The organism is Corallococcus sp. AB030 (assembly GCF_003668965.1).
Classification (GTDB): Bacteria; Myxococcota; Myxococcia; order Myxococcales; family Myxococcaceae; genus Corallococcus; species Corallococcus exiguus.
The window spans coordinates 1-16,545 of record NZ_RAWQ01000224.1 but is presented as its reverse complement, the minus strand read 5'-3'; the positions used below and the strand labels follow the sequence as shown (position 1 = coordinate 16,545).

General features: G+C 70.1%; 19 protein-coding genes. 7 read left to right on the top strand and 12 right to left on the bottom strand.

The features are described 5' to 3' along the window. From D7Y15_RS36490 to rimP, 4 genes are all read right to left on the bottom strand, one after another. Positions 1-656, bottom strand: a 656-nt coding sequence (locus tag D7Y15_RS36490) for a translation initiation factor IF-2 N-terminal domain-containing protein (protein WP_199746026.1), incomplete at its 3' end; no start/stop codon positions are given. Between the two features lie 120 nt (positions 657-776). Then, positions 777-1,073 carry a YlxR family RNase P modulator gene (locus D7Y15_RS36485; protein WP_121755456.1) on the bottom strand — a complete coding sequence of 99 codons (297 nt, stop codon included), beginning with the start codon at positions 1,071-1,073 and terminating at the stop codon, positions 777-779. Positions 1,074-1,090: 17 nt separating this feature from the next. Then, positions 1,091-2,791 (bottom strand): transcription termination factor NusA, encoded by a 1,701-nt coding sequence (nusA, locus tag D7Y15_RS36480; RefSeq protein WP_121755455.1) that lies wholly within the window; start codon positions 2,789-2,791, stop codon positions 1,091-1,093. 70 nt (positions 2,792-2,861) lie between these two features. Further along, positions 2,862-3,347, bottom strand: coding sequence for a ribosome maturation factor RimP (gene rimP / locus D7Y15_RS36475; RefSeq protein WP_120580020.1), 486 nt, complete (start codon positions 3,345-3,347; stop codon positions 2,862-2,864). Between the two features lie 211 nt (positions 3,348-3,558). Here rimP and D7Y15_RS36470 point away from each other — a divergent pair, with 211 nt between their 5' ends. The 6 genes from D7Y15_RS36470 (at position 3,559) to D7Y15_RS36445 (ending at position 10,030) form a co-directional block, all read left to right on the top strand. After that, positions 3,559-4,362: a carbon-nitrogen hydrolase family protein gene (locus D7Y15_RS36470; protein WP_120580019.1), complete on the top strand. Its 804-nt coding sequence runs from the start codon at positions 3,559-3,561 to the stop codon at positions 4,360-4,362. A 129-nt stretch (positions 4,363-4,491) separates the two neighbouring features. Next, positions 4,492-4,902 (top strand): FecR family protein, encoded by a 411-nt coding sequence (locus D7Y15_RS36465; RefSeq protein WP_169821806.1) that lies wholly within the window; start codon positions 4,492-4,494, stop codon positions 4,900-4,902. Then, positions 4,899-5,750, top strand: a complete 852-nt coding sequence (locus D7Y15_RS36460; protein WP_120580017.1) for a peptidoglycan-binding protein LysM — start codon at positions 4,899-4,901, stop codon at positions 5,748-5,750. Before D7Y15_RS36465 ends, D7Y15_RS36460 begins: the two co-directional genes overlap by 4 nt. A gap of 29 nt (positions 5,751-5,779) precedes the next feature. After that, the gene (locus tag D7Y15_RS36455; RefSeq protein WP_120580016.1) at positions 5,780-7,492 is read left to right on the top strand and encodes an HD domain-containing phosphohydrolase; all 1,713 of its coding nucleotides are present in this window, start codon (positions 5,780-5,782) and stop codon (positions 7,490-7,492) included. Between the two features lie 56 nt (positions 7,493-7,548). Beyond that, positions 7,549-7,935, top strand: coding sequence for a DUF971 domain-containing protein (locus tag D7Y15_RS36450; protein ID WP_120580015.1), 387 nt, complete (start codon positions 7,549-7,551; stop codon positions 7,933-7,935). Between the two features lie 31 nt (positions 7,936-7,966). After that, positions 7,967-10,030 carry a protein kinase gene (locus tag D7Y15_RS36445; RefSeq protein ID WP_121755454.1) on the top strand — a complete coding sequence of 688 codons (2,064 nt, stop codon included), beginning with the start codon at positions 7,967-7,969 and terminating at the stop codon, positions 10,028-10,030. A 21-nt stretch (positions 10,031-10,051) separates the two neighbouring features. On the opposite strand, the gene D7Y15_RS36440 is transcribed toward D7Y15_RS36445, so the two are convergent. The 5 genes from D7Y15_RS36440 to D7Y15_RS36420 form a co-directional block, all read right to left on the bottom strand. After that, on the bottom strand, positions 10,052-10,597 hold the full coding sequence (locus D7Y15_RS36440) for a ClpXP protease specificity-enhancing factor SspB (protein WP_121755453.1): 546 nt from the start codon (positions 10,595-10,597) through the stop codon (positions 10,052-10,054). 36 nt (positions 10,598-10,633) lie between these two features. Further along, positions 10,634-11,119 (bottom strand): SsrA-binding protein SmpB, encoded by a 486-nt coding sequence (smpB, locus tag D7Y15_RS36435; protein WP_014398822.1) that lies wholly within the window; start codon positions 11,117-11,119, stop codon positions 10,634-10,636. A 17-nt stretch (positions 11,120-11,136) separates the two neighbouring features. Next, positions 11,137-11,991 (bottom strand): pantoate--beta-alanine ligase, encoded by an 855-nt coding sequence (gene panC, locus D7Y15_RS36430; protein WP_120580012.1) that lies wholly within the window; start codon positions 11,989-11,991, stop codon positions 11,137-11,139. Between the two features lie 2 nt (positions 11,992-11,993). Further along, a complete protein-coding gene (gene panB, locus D7Y15_RS36425; RefSeq protein ID WP_120580011.1) occupies positions 11,994-12,902 on the bottom strand; it encodes a 3-methyl-2-oxobutanoate hydroxymethyltransferase in 909 nt (302 codons plus the stop codon). A gap of 170 nt (positions 12,903-13,072) precedes the next feature. Beyond that, complete coding sequence (locus tag D7Y15_RS36420; protein ID WP_120580010.1) at positions 13,073-13,714, bottom strand: deoxynucleoside kinase; 642 nt, start codon at positions 13,712-13,714, stop codon at positions 13,073-13,075. Between the two features lie 183 nt (positions 13,715-13,897). Here D7Y15_RS36420 and D7Y15_RS36415 point away from each other — a divergent pair, with 183 nt between their 5' ends. Beyond that, positions 13,898-14,188, top strand: a complete 291-nt coding sequence (locus D7Y15_RS36415; RefSeq protein WP_121755452.1) for a hypothetical protein — start codon at positions 13,898-13,900, stop codon at positions 14,186-14,188. Positions 14,189-14,195: 7 nt separating this feature from the next. On the opposite strand, the gene rsmA is transcribed toward D7Y15_RS36415, so the two are convergent. The 3 genes from rsmA to D7Y15_RS36400 all read right to left on the bottom strand — a co-directional run. After that, positions 14,196-15,074: a 16S rRNA (adenine(1518)-N(6)/adenine(1519)-N(6))-dimethyltransferase RsmA gene (gene rsmA / locus D7Y15_RS36410; RefSeq protein ID WP_121755451.1), complete on the bottom strand. Its 879-nt coding sequence runs from the start codon at positions 15,072-15,074 to the stop codon at positions 14,196-14,198. Positions 15,075-15,084: 10 nt separating this feature from the next. Beyond that, positions 15,085-16,083, bottom strand: coding sequence for a tRNA (adenosine(37)-N6)-threonylcarbamoyltransferase complex transferase subunit TsaD (gene tsaD / locus D7Y15_RS36405; protein WP_120580007.1), 999 nt, complete (start codon positions 16,081-16,083; stop codon positions 15,085-15,087). Positions 16,084-16,135: 52 nt separating this feature from the next. After that, positions 16,136-16,545 (bottom strand): tetratricopeptide repeat protein (locus D7Y15_RS36400; protein ID WP_148712960.1); only part of this gene is annotated, 410 nt, incomplete at its 5' end.

Below are 16,545 nucleotides of genomic sequence, written 5' to 3'. Positions count from 1 at the left end.
GGACTCTCCTGCGTAGGACTGCGCGGTGTCGCCGTGGCCGGGGTCGGCTCGGCGGCCCGGGGCGTCTCCACCACGGCCGCGGAAGGCGGAGTGGACGGCGGCGTCACGGGCGGGGTGGCGGTTGCGGCAACAGGCGGGGTGGCCGGAGCCTCGGACGCCGACGGCGCCTCCGGGGCGGCGGCGATGGAGGCGACGGTCGCCTCCGGCGGCGTGGCCGTCACGGCCGGGGCCTCCGGGGCGCGGGCCACGGGGGCCTGCTCCACGGTGGTGGACGGCGGCTCCACGGCGACAGGCGCCTGCGGGGCCTCCGGCTCCATGTAAGCCGCGCCCTGCGGCTCGGACTCCGGCTCGTAGGCGGGCTCGTTCGCCTGAGCGTAGGCGTCCTGGTTCTCGTGGGCGGACGCGCCCGCGGGAGGACCGACCTTGCGGCGCACCACGAAGCCCTTGGCGGCAACGGGCGGAGCGGCCTGCTTGGGCTTGCGCTTGTCCAGGATCTTCTGGACCGCGGCGGTGGCCTGGTCATCGTCCAGCGAGGACGAGTGGCTCTTGACGTCGTAACCCAGCCCGGCGAGCTCGGTCACGACCTCCTTATTGTCGAGCTCAATCCCGTGGCTCTTGAGCTCCTTGGCGATTTCGTGAACGCGCTTCTTCGACATACCTTGATTGGCCTTCTGCTCCGCCGACGACGAGGCCGAGCACCCTAGTCCAAAGCCGAAATTGTGTGCGAGTGGTGCTTAACAGCCACCTCCCCCCGCAACCTCTCCACCCTCCCGCCCTTACTCCCAAGCCTGCCCGAGTGCTGACGGGTCGACCTGCCCCGCCTTGCCCCGGAAGGCCCTGCCCAGCGCCTTACGCTTGAGCGCTGCCGTCAAACAACCGGCACCGCACAGGTACGCCCCCCGCCCCGGCAGCTTCCGCCGCCTGTCCGCCACCACGCCGCCCTGGGGACCTACCACGAACCGGGTGAGTTCCGCCTGTGACTTGCGAGAACCACACCCGACGCAGGTCCTGACCGGACCTGACGCCGTGATTTCCGTGGGATGTATCCCGGGCCGTTTGGTTGCGCGGCGCATCCACCTACCCCCTGTCGTTACGGTGCCTTGGCCGCTTCCACGCCCTCTGACCCGCCTGCCGATGCCAGCGCACCCCGCTCCGCGTTCAGCTCCGCGCGCAGCTTGGCTTCCTCCACCAGATAGTTCTCCGCCGCGCTCTTCAGCTGGCGGGCCTTCTTGATGCCCACGCCCGGCACGTCGCCCAGGCGGGTGAGGTCCTTCTCGTTCGCGATGTCCTCCACCGTGCGGTAGCCGGCGAGGATGAGCTGCTCGATGGTCTTCTCACCAACGCCGCGCACGCGCGCCATGCGCTCCGGCTGGGACAGCTCGTCCGGGTGGCGGCGGGCCTCGGCCAGGCGGGCCTGCTCGCGCTCGTAATCCATGCGCGACAGTTCCTGCTGGTCCTCCACCATGCGCCTCTTGGCCTCCTCCTGCATGGAGGCGATGCGGGTGGGGTCGATGCCCGGAATCTGCGCCAGCATCTCCGCATTGGCGTCCGCGACGTCGCGCGCCTGACGGAAGCCGTGCGCGTAGAGCGTCTCCACCAGCATCTCGTTGACGCCCGGCAGGGCACCGAGCGAGCGGCTGGCGAACTCGCGCATCTCCCGCACGCGGCTCTCGCTGTTGATGTCCAGCTTCCAGCCGGTCAGCTGGGCGGCCAGGCGCACGTTCTGCCCGCGCCGGCCGATGGCCAGGGACAGCTGGTCGTCCGGGACGATGAGCTCCATGGCGTGGTTGGCCTCGTCGATGATGACGCGGCTCACTTCCGCCGGGGCCAGGGCCGAGCACACGAAGCGCGCCGGGTCCTCGTCGTAGGGGACGATGTCGATCTTCTCCCCGCGCAGTTCCTGCACCACCGCCTGCACGCGGCTGCCCTTCATGCCCACGCACGCGCCCACGGGGTCCACGTCCGAGTCGCGGCTGGACACGGCGATCTTCGCGCGGCCACCCGGCTCGCGGGCCGCCGCCTCGATGACGACGATGCCTTCGGCGATTTCCGGCACCTCCATCTCGAAGAGCTTGGTCAGCAGGTTCACGGACGCGCGCGACAGGACGATCTGCGGGCCCTTGGACTCACGGAGCACGTCCAGCACGTAGGCCTGGACGCGGTCGCCCGGGCGGTAGGTCTCACGCGGGACCTGCTCGCGGACAGGCAGCACGGACTCCGCGCGGCCCAGGTCCACCACGATGTTGCCGCGCTCGAACCGGCGGGCGATGCCCGTGACGATCTCGTTCTTGCGGTCCTTGTACTCGTTGAAGACGTTCTCGCGCTCGGCGTCGCGGGTGCGCTGCAGGATGACCTGCTTGGCCGTCTGCGCCGCGATGCGGCCGAAGCCGCGGCGGAAGGTCTTCAGGCGGAGGATGTCACCGTACTGGTCGTCCTGGGCCTTGGCTTCCGCGGCGTCCTCGTCCCGGTAGAAGATCTGGAAGACGAGCTCGTCACCGGGCTCCACTTCCATGCCCTTCTTGTGGGCCTCTTCCATGGTGATCTGGTTGACCGCCTGGACGGGGTCGTTGATCTCCGCGACCACGGTGATGGCCTGGAAGAGCTCCACGACGCCCTTCTCCGGGTCGTACTTGGCCTCCAGGTTGCGGTCCTGGCCAAAGTGCTTCTTGGCCGCGGTGTTCATCGCGTCCTCGAGGGTGGCAATGAGCACGGCCCGTTCGATGCCCTTGTCCTTGGCGACCTGATCCAGGACGAGGTTGAGGTTGACTGCCGGGTTGGCGGGCGTGGGCATGGCTGTGTCTTCTCCGAAAATGGGTCCACGGGCGGCCCTGGCGCGAACAGGGTCCCCTGTATGTCGACGTCTAGAACTCGAACTCCAGATGGGCCTTGGCGATGTCCTTGAAGGGGATGATGAAGGCACCGCCCCCTTCCACGTCCACGGAGATGGCGTCGGCCGCCACTCCGATGAGCGTGCCGCTGAAGTTCTTCCGCGGCGGGTCACCCAGCGGGCCGAAGGTCTTCACCTTGACCTTCTGCCCCTTCACCCGTTCGAAGTGCGCCGGCTTCTTCAAGGGCCGGTTCACCCCGGGGCTGGAGACCTCCAGGTTGTATTCCTGGGGGATGAAGTCCTCCACGTCGAGCACCGGATCCACCGCGCGCGACACCTGGGAGCACTCTTCCAGTCCCACCCGGCCACCGGGCTTGTCGATGAACAGCCGCAAAACCCAGCCCTCGCGCTCGCGGACGTACTCCACGTCCAGGAGCTCCAGGCCTTCGTTCGCCACGATGGGGTCCAGCAGCGCCGCTGCCTTCTCCTCCACCGTCTGTTTGATGTTCTTCGGCTCCATGGCCAGGAAACAGGTCTCCCAAAACGCGAAAAGCGGGCACGGCGGCCCACTTTTCGAATGTGATGCGTCGAAAAATGTCGGGGCGTCCCGTAACACACGCCCCCTCGGGGTGTAAAGGAAGGACACACCCCGAGGCGCCGGCTCGAACGCCCCCCGGGATTGAAGGATTCCCAGGGGTTCCGAGTGACGCCGGTGGCGTTATAACGCCCCCATGCACCTCATCGCCGCCGCACAGATGGTGTCCACCGCGGACAAGGCCCACAACCTGGATGTGGCCACGCGCCTCGTGCGCCAGGCTGCCTCCCTGGGTGCCCACCTGGTGGGCCTGCCGGAGAACTTCTCCTGGATGGGCCCGGAGCCCGAGCGCCCCTCCGCCGCGGAAGCCCTGGACGGCCCCACCCTGAGCCGGATGGCGGAGCTGGCCCGGGGGACGAAGACGACGCTGCTGGCCGGCTCCATCCTGGAGGAGGGAGCGCCCGGCGGCCGGCTCTACAACACCAGCGTCCTGTTCGGCCCGGACGGCGCCCGGCTGGCCGTCTACCGCAAGATGCACCTGTTCGACGTGGATGTGGGCGACGGTGCCACCTATCAGGAGTCCGCGGCGGTGGCGCCTGGGACGGAGGTGGTGGCGGTGGACACGGTGGTGGGCCGGCTGGGCATGAGCGTCTGCTACGACCTGCGCTTCCCGGAGCTGTACCGGCGGCTGTCGAAGGACGGGGCGACGCTGCTCGCGGTGCCGGCGGCCTTCACGATGATGACCGGCAAGGACCACTGGGAGGTGCTGCTGCGCGCCCGGGCCATTGAAAACCAGGCGTACGTGCTGGCGCCAGCGCAGGGCGGGCGGCACTCCGCGCAGCGGCTGACGTACGGCCACGCGATGGTGGTGGACCCGTGGGGCCTGGTGACGGCGCGGGCCTCCGAGGGCGAGGGCCTGGCGCTGGCGCCGGTGGATCCGGAGCTCCAGGCACGCATCCGGCGGAATTTGCCGTGCCTGGCGCACAGGCGGTTGGACTGAGCGGGCGAGAGTGAACGGGAGGGGGCGGGAGGCCCCTCCGGCGCGGCGTTTCCGGGTAGAGTGGTTTTCAGGAAGACCCCTCTGGTGAACGTACGACGCTGGCCTCCCCTGTTTTTCGCGGTCGCACTCATGGCCCTTCCTCCCGGCTGTACCGCCGATGAGAAGCCTCGTGGGCCCACCGAGGCGCCCCTGCCTCCGCCTGTTCCCCGCGCGCACCTGCGGGGGCTGACGGGGGACGTGCAGATCAAACGCGCGGTGGCGGACGAATGGAGCCCCGCGCGCGACGAGCTGCCCCTCTACGAAAACGACAAGGTCCGCACCGAGGCCGGGGCCAGCGCCCAGGTGGTGTTCGCCAATGGCAGCACGCTGCACCTGGGGGGTGATTCCCTGGTGGGCATCGCGGAGAGCAAGTTGCGAACGGACGTCACCGTCCTGCGGGGACGGGTGGACGCCACCCTGGAGAAGCCGGCCACCCAGTCGCTGTCCGTCACCACCCCATCCGCCACGGTTCGTGCGGGCAGGAAGATTGAATTCCAATGAAGGCCGCCCTCTGGCTCAGCGCGTGGATGGGGCTGTCCGTGGTGCCGTCAACCGCACCGACCGCCGTGGGCCGAGAGCCTCCGGACGGCACGACCCTTCCCGGAGGCGGCGCCTCGGCGGCCCCTCGCAAGGCACCCGGTACGGAGCCGCAGACGGCGCTCAAGGCGCTGGAGATGTCGCGCGCGGCGGTGAAGGCCGCGCCGAACGATGCGCGCCGCCGTGAAGCCGAGTCCCGCCTGAAGGACGCGGAGGCGCACTTCCAGGCCGCCCGGTACGCGGACGCGCTGCACAAGGCGGACGAGGCGTGGGCGCTGCTCAACCCGCAGCAGCCGTCCAACTTCACGGTGGAGGTGGACCACGACGGCGGCACCACCACCGTCACCCACCGGCAGGGGCCTCCCGTCACCGTGGAGGCGCAGCACGCCACCCGCGTGCTGGCGAAGGGCGAGTCCGTGCGCGTGCAGCAGGGCACCGTGCTGCCGGAGCCGCCCGGCGCGCCGCAGCTGGCGCAGCCCGCGGACAAGGCCCGCTTCGCGCTGAAGGCCTCGCCCAACGGACTCCTGGGGCCGGTGACGCTGGCGTGGGCCTCCGTCACGGGCGCCACGCGCTACGAGGTGGAGGTCGTCGCGGAAGGCGTGGAGGGCGGAGCGGCACCGGCGCCGGTGCGCACGGTGCAGGCCGCGCGGCAATGGACGTTGCCGGCGCTGCCCGCGGGCCGTTATCGCTGGACGGTGACGGCGGTGAGTCCGGAGCAGGGGCGGTCCCTGCCCTCCCAGACACGGCGCTTCGAGCTGGCCGCGGAATCGCTCGAACTCAACGTCAAGGTGAAGGACGGGTGGCAGAAGTAGCCGCCTGACCCGAGCGAGGAGCCACCGCCGTGCGACTTTTCAAAGCCATCCTCCTCCTGATGCTGGTGGTCAGCATCATCCCCACGCTGATGGTGGGCTGGTTGTCGGTGTCCCATACGCGCGAGCTGCTCATCCGCGATGCGCAGGAGCTGGCGCAGGAGCGCGTGAAGCAGCTGCGGCTCAAGGCGGAGAGCTTCCTGGAGGACCCCACGGAGCGCGTGGTGGGACTGTCCAGCGTGCCGGGCGGATTCTTCACGCTGCCGCAAGACACGCAGCGGCTGCACATCGCGGCGGTGCTCAACCAGCGCCCGGAGTTGCTGGCGCTCACCGTGTTCGGCGCGGACCGGCAGCGGCTGCCCGGCCTGCAGGCCTTCGCGGTGCACGACATGGCGCCCAGCGGGGTGGCGGAGCACGAGGAGCGCGCGCGGGCCCTGTTGGACGAGGGGCTCACCGGGGTGCGCTACTCGGACGTGGTGGCGTCCCACGGCGGCGGCGGGCCGGTGGTGACGCTGGCCGTCCCCGTGGGTGACCCGGTGCAGGGCTACATGGCCGCGGACATCACGCTCGCGGGCCTGCGGCAGATGCTGGCGCAGGAGCGCGTGGGCAGCACGGGGTTCGCGTACCTGGCGGACCGGCATGGCCGCCTGATTACCGGCGGCGGTGACCTGGGCGCGGTGGGTGACGACGTGTCGAAGCGGCTGCCCCTGGCGCACCTGCTCAAGCAGCGCGAGGGCACGCCCGACACGGAGCTGTTCCACGTGGGCAACTTCGGCGAGGGGCGCGACGCGGTGGTGTCCGCGTACTCGGTGCTGCCGGAGGCGGGCTGGGCCATCGTGTCCGAGCAGCCCGTGGAGAACGCCTACCGCCAGGTTGAGTCGATGGAGCGGCGCATCCTCCTGGGCCTGGGCGGAGCCTTCCTGGTGGCGCTGGTGCTGGCGGCCATCTTCTCCCGCAACCTCACGCAGCCGCTGAAGACCTTCATCGCGACGTCGCTGGAGCTGGCGCGCGGCAAGTTCGGCGTGGAGGTGCACCTGAAGCAGAAGAACGAGCTGGGGGAGCTGGCCCAGACGTTCAACTACATGAGCAAGCAACTCATGGCGTACGACATGGAGACGCGCGGCCTCTACGAGAGCCTGGAGAAGGGCTACCTGGAGACCATCGTCGCGCTGGCCAACTCCATCGACTCCAAGGACGCGTACACGCGTGGCCACAGCCAGCGGGTGGGCGACGTGGCGGTGGAGATTGGCAAGGAGCTGAAGCTCACCGAGCGCGAGCTGCGGCAACTGCAGTACGGCGGCATCCTCCACGACATCGGGAAGATTGGCATTCCGGAGAACATCCTCTGCAAGCAGTCCCGGCTCACCGACCAGGAGATGTCCCTGATGCGCGAGCACCCCGCCATTGGCGACGCCATCATCGGGCCGGTGACGTTCCTGGGTTCGGTGCGCGCGTGCGTGCGCCACCACCATGAGCGCTGGGACGGCACGGGCTACCCGGACAAGCTCAAGGGCGAGGCCATCCCGATGCTCGCGCGCATCGTGGCGTGCGCGGACACCTTCGATGCGTGCACCTCCACGCGCCCCTACCAGAAGGCCATGCCGCTGGAGAAGGCGATGGAGATCCTGGACAACCTGAGCGGCGCGCAGCTGGACCCCAAGGTGGTGCTGGCGCTGCGCGCGGTGCTGGCCCAGCGGGGCGTGCGGCTGGAAGGCCACCGGCAGCCCGTCAAGCTGGCTTCCTGAAGCCCCGTTCCCCGGGTCCTTCGCTTTCGCGGCAGGCCCCCCACTCCGCCGGAAGGATGGTAGGGAGGGGCTGCTGCTCCAAAGCCTTGGAAGGTGTACCGGTGAGCAATTTCTGGGATCGCATCAAGCCCGCGCCCAAGCCCGTCAGCGCGACGGATGCGAAGCTGTCCGCGGACGGCGAGTCGCTGACGCTGACGTGGGATGACGGCGTGACGACGACCGCCACCGCGCAGGTGCTGCGCCAGCAGTGCCCGTGCGCCGCGTGCGTGGACGAGTGGACGGCGAAGCGCACGCTGGACCCCTCGCAGGTTCCCGCGAACCTGCGCGTGCTGCAGATGCAGCCGGTGGGCAACTACGCGCTCGCGTTCGTCTTCAGCGACCAGCACACCACGGGCATCTACCCGTGGAATCACCTGCGCGAAATCACCCAATCGCAGGGGTGAAGCGCCCCACCGCGTCCTTCCGGAGGTCCCCGTGACGTCGCGCTACCGGCTGCTGCAACCCCTGGCCACGGGAGGCATGGCGGAGCTGTTCCTGGGCGTGGCGAAGGGCGCGGAGGGCTTCGAGCGCACCGTGGCCATCAAGCGCGTGCTGCCGCACCTGGCGCGCGAGCCGGACATCTCCCGGATGTTCGTCTCCGAGGCGCGGCTGGCCATGCGGCTGCAGCACCAGAACATCGTCACCGTGCACGACGTGGGGGAGAGCGCGGAAGGGCTCTTCCTGGTGATGGAGCTGGTGGACGGCTGGGACCTGGGCGCGCTGATCCGCGCGGTGACGCGCCAGGGACTGCGCATTCCTCCGCACCTGGCGGTGTTCATCGCGAGCCAGGCGCAGGCGGGATTGCAGCACGCGTACCGCCGCCAGCACGACGGCCACCCGGTGGTAACGGCGCACCGGGACGTGTCCCCGTCCAACCTGCTGGTGTCGCGCGAAGGCGAGGTGAAGGTCACGGACTTCGGTATCGCGCGGCTGGCGGGCCTGTCGCGCACGGAGCCCGGGGCCTTCAAGGGCAAGGTGCCCTACGCGGCGCCGGAAGTGCTCCGGGGCGAGCCGGCCACGGCGCTCAGCGACCAGTTCTCGCTCGGCACCCTCCTGGCGGAGCTGCTCGCGGGGCAGCACCCGTTCGGGTCGGTGGCGGCGGAGCCGATGGCGGTGGCGTACTCCATCCTCAACCGCGCGCCCTCGTCGCTGCCGGACGTGCCGGCGTCGCTGGCCACGCTGGTGCTGCGCATGCTGTCGCGCGACCCGGCGGCCCGCTTTCCGGAGCCGGAGGACGTGTCGGAGGCGTTGGCGCGGTGGCTCGCGCAGACGGGGGAGCCCGCGTCGTCGCACGCGCTGGCGACCTTCCTGCGCGGCGTCCGGCTGCCCCTGTCCGTGGGAGAGGTGGCCCAGGCCGCGCTCGCGGAGGCCCCGGCTTCGACGTCGGCGTCGTTCGTGATGTCCGCCGTGCCGCTCGAGGGCGTGGACACGGGGCGCATCCCGTCCGCGTCTGGCGCACGACAGGCCACGATGGCTTATGGCGCTTCGCCAGCGTGGAAGGCGCCTCCGGCCTCTGTCCCCGTGGCGGCGGAGGAAGAGGAGCCGTGGAGCCCACCGGCCGGAGGCGTCTCGCTGTCCGCGTCCGGCGCCGTGGTCCACACCTGTGCCCTGTGCGGTTCGGCGCTGGAGTCTCCTGACTCTCCCTGTGAGTCCTGCACGCGCGGGCCTTCCGGGCGTTGGAGCGATGCGGGCGAGGCTCCTGCGATGGCTCCCGACGCGTCCGTGCCGGGACGCGACCCTGCGGCCCCGCATGGCTCCGCGCGGCCAGGCCCTTCGCGGCCTCAGGCGAACGCGCCCGCGATGGCGACGTCCGCACCCGCTTGGGCGCAGGCGAATGGGCCCACTGGGGCCGCTGCTTCTCGGCCTCAGGCGAACGCGGCGGCGTCGTCCGCACCCGCTCGGGCTCCGGCGAGTGGGCCCAGTGGAGCGCCTGATTCTCGACCGCAGACGAGTGCGGCGACCCCTGCCTCGCGAGCCCGGACGCAGGCGCCCTCCCCCGCTCCGGCGGATGCTCCCGCGCTGGCCACGCAGTCCATCTCGGACGTGGACGACGCGGAGCGGATGAACCGGCCCAGCATCCGTCAGGCGGCTCAGGGTGACCTGGAGCTGGAGGAGCGCGCGCCCCGGGCGGAGAGTTCGCCGTCGGAGTTCGAGCCCATGGCGCCTTCCCGCTCCCGCGGGCGCTGGGGACCGGCCGTGGCGCTGCTCGGCATCGCGGCAGTGCTCGCTGCGGGCGCGCTGTTCGTGTGGCCCCGCTACGAGCTCCAGGTGCTGCGCGCGCTCGGACTCCCGTCAGCGGTCCTGTCCATCCGCAGCGAGCCCTCCGGCGCCACCGTCCTGGTGGACGGCGTGGAGGTGGGCGTGACGCCGTTGGTGATGGACAACGTCTACCCCGCGCGCTCCGTCCCCGTGCAGCTCAAGCTCAAGGGCTACCGCGTCTGGACGGGGGCGTTCATGGGCGGCAAGAAGTCGGACGTGGCGGCGGAGCTCAAGCGCTGACGCTCCGCCGGGCCCGTCGTCCTACTTCACCAGCCGCAGGTGACCACCACGGCGCGGCGGCTGCGGCTCGTCCGGGGGGCTTCCCTCGGGCGGCGGCGGAGGCGCCACCTCCGGACGCGACTCCGGCTCTTCGGTGTGCTCGGCCTGCACCTCGCGCAGGAAGGCACGGGGCCGCTCCGCGGCCACGGGCACCGGCGCGGGCTGCGGCGGACGCGCGACGGAGGCGGACGCCACCGGCGGCTGCTGGAGCAGCTCCGGCGGCATCTCCTCCGGGTACATCCAGAACTCCTTCGTCACGTGGCTGGCGATGGCGAACAGCGCCGACCAGGGCACCGCCACCGTGAAGCGCGAACCGGAGAAGCTCAGCGTGCAGCGCACGCCCCACTCGCCCACCGTGAGGTCGGGGGGCTCGAAACGGTAGGAGAGGTTGAGGCGCAGGTGCGCTTCGCCCCTGAGGCTGGCGGGGACGAGCACGCCCGGACGGCGCGCGTCCAGGTGGATCATCACCATGCCCTGGTCGAGCGCGGCCAACAGCCGCTCCTTCTTGTCGGAAACCTTCTTGTCCATTCCAGCGTGTCCGGCAGGGGAATTGCGGGAGCGCCCTCAACGACGGCGCACTTCCCGGTCCATCTCCCGCTTCGTCTCCCGTTCCTTGATGTCGTGACGGCGGTCTTCGTGCGTCTTGCCGCGGCACAGGCCCAGCTCCACCTTGGCCCGTCCCTTCCTGAAGTACAGCACGAGCGGGATGATGGAGTAACCGCGCTCGCGAACCTTCGCCGTCCACCGGTCTATCTCCGCCCGGTGCATCAGCAGCTTCCGGCCCCGGGTGGGAAGGTGGTCGAAGACGCTGGCCGCCTTGTAGGAGCCGATGTGGGCGTTGAGCAGGAACAGCTCCGTGCCCTTCTGGAGCGCGTAGGCGTCCGACAGGTTGGCCGTTCCTTCACGCAACGACTTCACCTCGCTCCCCGTGAGCTCCAGCCCGGCCTCTATCTTCTCATCCACCGTGTAGTCGAAGCGCGCACGCCGATTCTCGGCAATGAGCTTCACCCCCGGCTCCGCACCCACACCCTTCGACTTTCCAGCGGCCATAACGTGTCCCGGGTCTCCTAACCGGCCAGCGGCATGTTGTCGATGAGCCGCGTGGTGCCCGAGAAGGCCGCCACCAGCATGCGCGCCGTCTGTCCGGGCGCCACCGAGTCCAGGGGTGAAAGCGTCCCGGCGTCCCGAACCTCCACGTAGTCCTCGCGGAGGTCCGCCGCCTGCAATTCACGGCGGGCAGCCTCCACCAACGCCCGTGTGTCCCGGGTGCCGGAGGCGAGCAGGGCCTGGGCCGCCCGGATGCCCTTCGACAGGGCGAGCGCCCGCTGGCGTCCATCCGCGGACAGATAGGCGTTGCGGCTGCTCATGGCCAGCCCGTCCGCTTCCCGCACCGTGGGCATGCCCACGATGTCCGCGCCCAGGTGCAGGTCGCGGTTGAGCGTCTTGATGACCTGGAGCTGCTGGTAGTCCTTCTCTCCGAAGAGCGCCACGGCCGGCCGGAACAGCGCCAACAGCTGCGTGACGATGGTGGCGACGCCCCGGAAGTGGCCGGGACGCCGCTCGCCGCACAGCCCCTGGCTGACCTCCGTGACGTCCACGTAGGTCTGGTAGCCCGGGGGGTACATCGCCGCGGGCTCGGGCGCGAACACGGCCGTGACGCCCGCGCTCGCGCACCTGGCCAGGTCCCCGTCGAAGTCGCGCGGGTAGCGCGCCAGGTCTTCGCTGGGACCGAACTGCGTGGGGTTCACGAAGATGGAGGCAGCCACCACGTCCGCGCGCCGGCCGCCCTCTCTCATGAGCGAGACATGTCCCTCATGGAGGAAGCCCATGGTGGGCACGAGCGCCAGCGTCTTGCCCTCCTTCTGGAGGGACGCGACCCAGGCCTTCACTTCCGGAACGGTGCGCAGGACGTGGGGTGCCATGGCTAGACGGGAGCCCCGTAGATGCCGCCGACCTTCTCCGCGGGCTCGCCAGCACCTTCCGCTTCGGGGGCCGCCGGCGTGGGCGTCACCAGCCGGATGCCCTTGGTGGCCTTGAAGCTGTGCTCTTCATCCGGGAAGGTGCCCGCGCGCACTTCGGAGAAGTACGTGTTCGCGGCCTCCTTGATGTTCCCGTGCAGGTTGGCGAAGCGCTTCACGAACTTCGGCTTGAAGTCCGGGTTCATGCCCAGCAGGTCGTAGCAGACCAGCACCTGGCCATCACAGTGCTTGCCCGCTCCAATGCCGATGGTCGGAATCTTCAGGCTCTGGGTGATGGTGCGCGCCAGCTCCAGCGGCACGCCCTCCAGCACCAGCGCATAGGCGCCGGCGGCCTCCAGCGCGAGCGCGTCATCCAGCATGCGGCGCGCGGCGTCCTCGTCGCGGCCCTGCACCACGTAGCCGCCCATCTTGTGCACGGACTGCGGCGTCAGCCCCAGATGGCCCATGACGGGGATGCTGGCGCGGACGATGGCGCGCACGGTTTCGGCGAACTCGGCGCCGCCCTCCAGCTTCACGCTGCCCACGTTGCCTTCGGAGACGAGCCGCCCGGCGTTGCGCACCGCCTCTTGCGGCGACACCTGGTAGCTCATGAAGGGCAGGTCGCCCACCACGTGCGCCCGCTTCGCGCCGCGAGCCACCGCCGCCGCGTGGTAGACCATCTGGTCCATGGTGACGGGCAGCGTGGACTCCTGGCCCTGGATGACCATGCCCAGCGAGTCACCGACCAGGAGCACGTCCGCGCCGCCCTCATCGAGGATGCGCGCGAACGTCGCGTCGTAGGCGGTGACCATGCAGATCTTCTGACCGGACTGCTTCAGGCGCTTCAGCGTGTGGATGGTGACCTTGTCCTTCACGGTTCACCTCCTGTGGCAAGACGGGTGGGACAGCCGCGTGGAACTTCAGGCCCCTCGCCGTCCCCAGGGGGGATCGCCGGAGGCCGGGGGTTCCACGGGGATGCACTCTAACGCCCTCGGGGCCTCGTGGGGGTTTAACCCACGCCAGGCAGCCAGGCGGGCGGCGGCCGTCAGCCCCGGCGGGACTTGGGGGTGTAGTGCTGCACGCCGGATTTCGCGTTCTGGATGGCCAGCAGCAGGTCCTCGCGGTCGGCTTCGTTGTGCACGAAGTCGATGTCCGACGTGTTCACGACCAGGAGCGGCGTGTCCTGATAGTGCGCGAAGAAGTCGTTGTACGCGTGCGTGAGCGACTCCAGGTAGCCCGCGTCGAACTTGCGCTCGAATTCACGGCCGCGCTTCTTGATGCGATGCAGCAGCACGTCCAGCTGGGCCTGGAGGTAGATGACCAGGTCGGGCTGCGGGACGCGGGGCCCCAGCGCCTCGAAGACGCGGTCGTAGAGCGCCAGCTCGTCCGAGGCCAGCGTGAGGTTGGCGAAGATGCGGTCCTTCGCGAACAGGTAGTCGCTCACGGTGACGGAGCGGAACAGGTCCTGTTGGAAGAGCTCCTGCTGCTGGCGGAAGCGCGAGAGCAGGAAGAACACCTGCGTCTGGAACGCGAACTTCTGCCGGTCCGCATAGAAGCTGGAGAGGAAGGGATTCTCCTCCACCACCTCCAGAATGCGGCGGCTGCCCAGTCGCTCCGTGAGGAGGTTGGTGAGACTCGTCTTGCCCACGCCGATGGGGCCTTCGACGACGATGTAGCGGTGGTCCATCGGCCCGAGGCCTCCGCCCCCGGAAAGCCACGCATGAGACACATGCGCGCGCGGGGGGCGGATAACACAACCATGCCCCCGTGCATCCGGCAATTTTCGCCGGATCACCCGACCCTTGCGCCCTTGGGGGTCATCCCCTACGGTGCCCGCGAACACGCAAGCAGCGGGAGCGACGGGCCACAGATGCGCGGCAGGCAGCGGGTGAAGACGGCGGTGGTGGACCTGGTGGAGCCCACGAAAGTGGTGCCCGCCGCCCGTACGGCCACGGCCCCTCCCGCACCTCCGGTGGACGTGGATCCACTCTATGGCGTGGCCCTGCTGAAGACGGCCTTCGAGCTGAAGCGCCGGCCGGAGGGCTCCGTGGAGGAGGTCCTCAGCGGAGTGCTCGCGCGCCTGCGCATCGACGAGGACGAGTTCCGCGCGTTCCTCTCCCAGCAGGGTGGGCTTCTGGCCGCGCTGGGCCAGAAGCGCTGAACGTCCCCTACTCTTCTGAAGTTTCCGCTTCCGGCGCGTCCGGGGGCGGCGGTGCCATGGCGGTGACAGGCCCCAGGGCGCGCTCGATGGAAGCGAACTCCTCCGGGGAGAGCGTCTCCGCGCGGCGGCCCGGGTCGATGCCCGCCGTCTGGAGCGCGGCGAGCATCACCTCTGGCGACGCCAGGCCCTTGTCGGACTTGAGCGAGTTGATCAGCGTCTTGCGGCGCTGCGCGAAGCCGGCCTTCACCAGCCGCGTGAAGCGGGCCTCGTCCACCAGCGGGGCGCGGGGCTTCTTGAGCCGCGTGAGGCGCAGCACGGCGGAGTCCACCTTCGGAGGCGGATGGAAGCGCCACGCCTCCAGCGTGAGCACCTGCTCCACGTCGAAGTGCAGGCCGAGCAGCACCGTGAGCAAGCCGTAGTCGCGGTTGCCAGGCTCCGCGGCCAGCCGCACCACGACCTCCTTCTGGAGCGTGAAGACGGCACGCGAGATGCGGGCGCGCTGCGCGAGCACCTGGAAGAGGATGGGGCTGGTGAGGTGGTACGGCAGGTTGCCCACGAGCGCGATGTCGTCCGCGCCGGCCACCTGGGCGAAGTCCACCGTGGCGGCGTTGCCGGGCACCACGCGCACGCCGGGGATGGCTTCCTTCTCCAGCACGGCCACCATGTCGCGGTCGCGCTCCACGGCGGTGACGCGCGCGCCGGTGGCGGCGAGGAAGCGCGTGAGGTGGCCCAGGCCCGGGCCCAGCTCCACCACGGGTTCACCCTCGCGCAGCTCGAGCGCGTCCGAGATGGACTGGAGCGCGTCCGGGTCTCCGAGGAAGTTCTGTCCCCAGCTGTGCTTGGCCCGCAGGCCGTGGCGCTTGAGGATGTCGCGCGGAGAATCCACTGTCAGGCCCCTACTCCATGCGCCAGGCGGGGTCGGCCGCGAGGCGGAAATCACCGCGCAAGCCGCGGCGCCACGCTTCATACCCCGCGACGGCGATCATCGCGCCATTGTCCGTGCACAGCCGCACCGGCGGAAGGAACATGCGCAGGCCCCGCTCCTCCGCGCGCTGCTTGCACAGCGCCCTGAGCCGCGAGTTCGCCGCCACCCCGCCGCACAGCACCAGCTGGTTGTGGCCCAGCTTCTTCGCGGCGGCGACGAGCTTCTTCGACAGCACGTCCGCCACCGCCTCCTGGAACGACGCGCACAGGTCGTGGAGGGCCTGGCCCTCCGGCACGCCGTGCTTCTGGACGTGGTGGAGCACCGACGTCTTCAGCCCGGAGAAGGACACGTCCAGGTTGTCGCCGGGCAGCGCGCGCGGGAAGCGGATGGCCTCCGGGTTGCCCTTCTGGGCCAGCTCGTCGATGGGCTGCCCGCCCGGGTACGGCAGGCCGAGGATGCGCGCCGTCTTGTCGTAGGCCTCGCCCGCGGCGTCGTCGCGCGTGCGGCCCACGAGGCGGTAGTTCCCGTAGTCGCGCACCTCGTAGAGGCTGGTGTGGCCGCCGGAGACGACGAGCCCCAGGAAGGGCGGCGCGGGCGCGTCCTCCAGCAGGCGGATGGCGAGCAGGTGCCCTTCCAGGTGGTTGGCGCCCACGAAGGGCTTGCCGGTGGCGAGGCTCAGCCCCTTGGCCACCTGGAGCCCCACGAGCAGCGCGCCGATGAGACCGGGGCCGGACGTGACGGCGATGAGGTCGATGTCGTCCAGCGTCTTGTCCGCGCGCGTGAGGGCCTCGTGGACGACGGGCATCACCTGGACGATGTGGTTGCGGCTGGCCAGCTCCGGCACGACGCCGCCCCAGCGGCGGTGGATGTCCACCTGCGTGGAGACGACGTCCGACAGGACGCGCCGCCCGTCCTCCACGACGGCGGCGGCGGTTTCATCGCACGAGGTTTCAAGTCCCAGGACGAGCACGACGACTCCGACAACAAGGGCGGGCAGGAGGCGGACAGGCCGCCTCCCCTGCTCATTTCATCCCATTGAGCAGGGCACGCACCTCGTCCGCCGAGCTTCCCGTCGGTTCGAGGAACAGATACTTCTTATAGGCCTCGGCCGCTCGGGTTTGATCACCGGAGAACTGCCGCGAGCTGCCCAGCCAGAACCAGGCCTTCGCGTTCTTGGGCTCCGCATTGACGACGTCCTGGAGCAGCTTGGCCGCTTCCCGGTAGCCGGCCTCGCTGGTGCTGCTGTTGTTGGCCAGCGAGATGCCCAGGCCCGTCTTCGCCTCGATGGAGTCGCTGTCGAGCGCGAGCGCCTTGCGGTAGGCGGTCACGGCGGCCTTGAAGCTCTTGCGGCCCATCGCCGCGCGGCCGTCCTTGATGAAGTCCGCGTAGGTGGCCTTCGCCTGCACCACGGGCGGGGTGGTCTCCGGGGGCG

What these genes read in the sequence shown, in the direction of transcription:
- D7Y15_RS36485 (WP_121755456.1), bottom strand. Translation starts at nt 1,073, where the DNA reads ATGCGCCGCGCAACCAAACGGCCCGGGATACATCCCACGGAAATCACG.
- nusA (WP_121755455.1), bottom strand. Translation starts at nt 2,791, where the DNA reads ATGCCCACGCCCGCCAACCCGGCAGTCAACCTCAACCTCGTCCTGGAT.
- rimP (WP_120580020.1), bottom strand. Translation starts at nt 3,347, where the DNA reads ATGGAGCCGAAGAACATCAAACAGACGGTGGAGGAGAAGGCAGCGGCG.
- D7Y15_RS36470 (WP_120580019.1), top strand. Translation starts at nt 3,559, where the DNA reads ATGCACCTCATCGCCGCCGCACAGATGGTGTCCACCGCGGACAAGGCC.
- D7Y15_RS36465 (WP_169821806.1), top strand. Translation starts at nt 4,492, where the DNA reads ATGGCCCTTCCTCCCGGCTGTACCGCCGATGAGAAGCCTCGTGGGCCC.
- D7Y15_RS36460 (WP_120580017.1), top strand. Translation starts at nt 4,899, where the DNA reads ATGAAGGCCGCCCTCTGGCTCAGCGCGTGGATGGGGCTGTCCGTGGTG.
- D7Y15_RS36450 (WP_120580015.1), top strand. Translation starts at nt 7,549, where the DNA reads ATGGTAGGGAGGGGCTGCTGCTCCAAAGCCTTGGAAGGTGTACCGGTG.
- D7Y15_RS36440 (WP_121755453.1), bottom strand. Translation starts at nt 10,597, where the DNA reads ATGGACAAGAAGGTTTCCGACAAGAAGGAGCGGCTGTTGGCCGCGCTC.
- smpB (WP_014398822.1), bottom strand. Translation starts at nt 11,119, where the DNA reads ATGGCCGCTGGAAAGTCGAAGGGTGTGGGTGCGGAGCCGGGGGTGAAG.
- panC (WP_120580012.1), bottom strand. Translation starts at nt 11,991, where the DNA reads ATGGCACCCCACGTCCTGCGCACCGTTCCGGAAGTGAAGGCCTGGGTC.
- D7Y15_RS36420 (WP_120580010.1), bottom strand. Translation starts at nt 13,714, where the DNA reads ATGGACCACCGCTACATCGTCGTCGAAGGCCCCATCGGCGTGGGCAAG.
- D7Y15_RS36415 (WP_121755452.1), top strand. Translation starts at nt 13,898, where the DNA reads ATGCGCGGCAGGCAGCGGGTGAAGACGGCGGTGGTGGACCTGGTGGAG.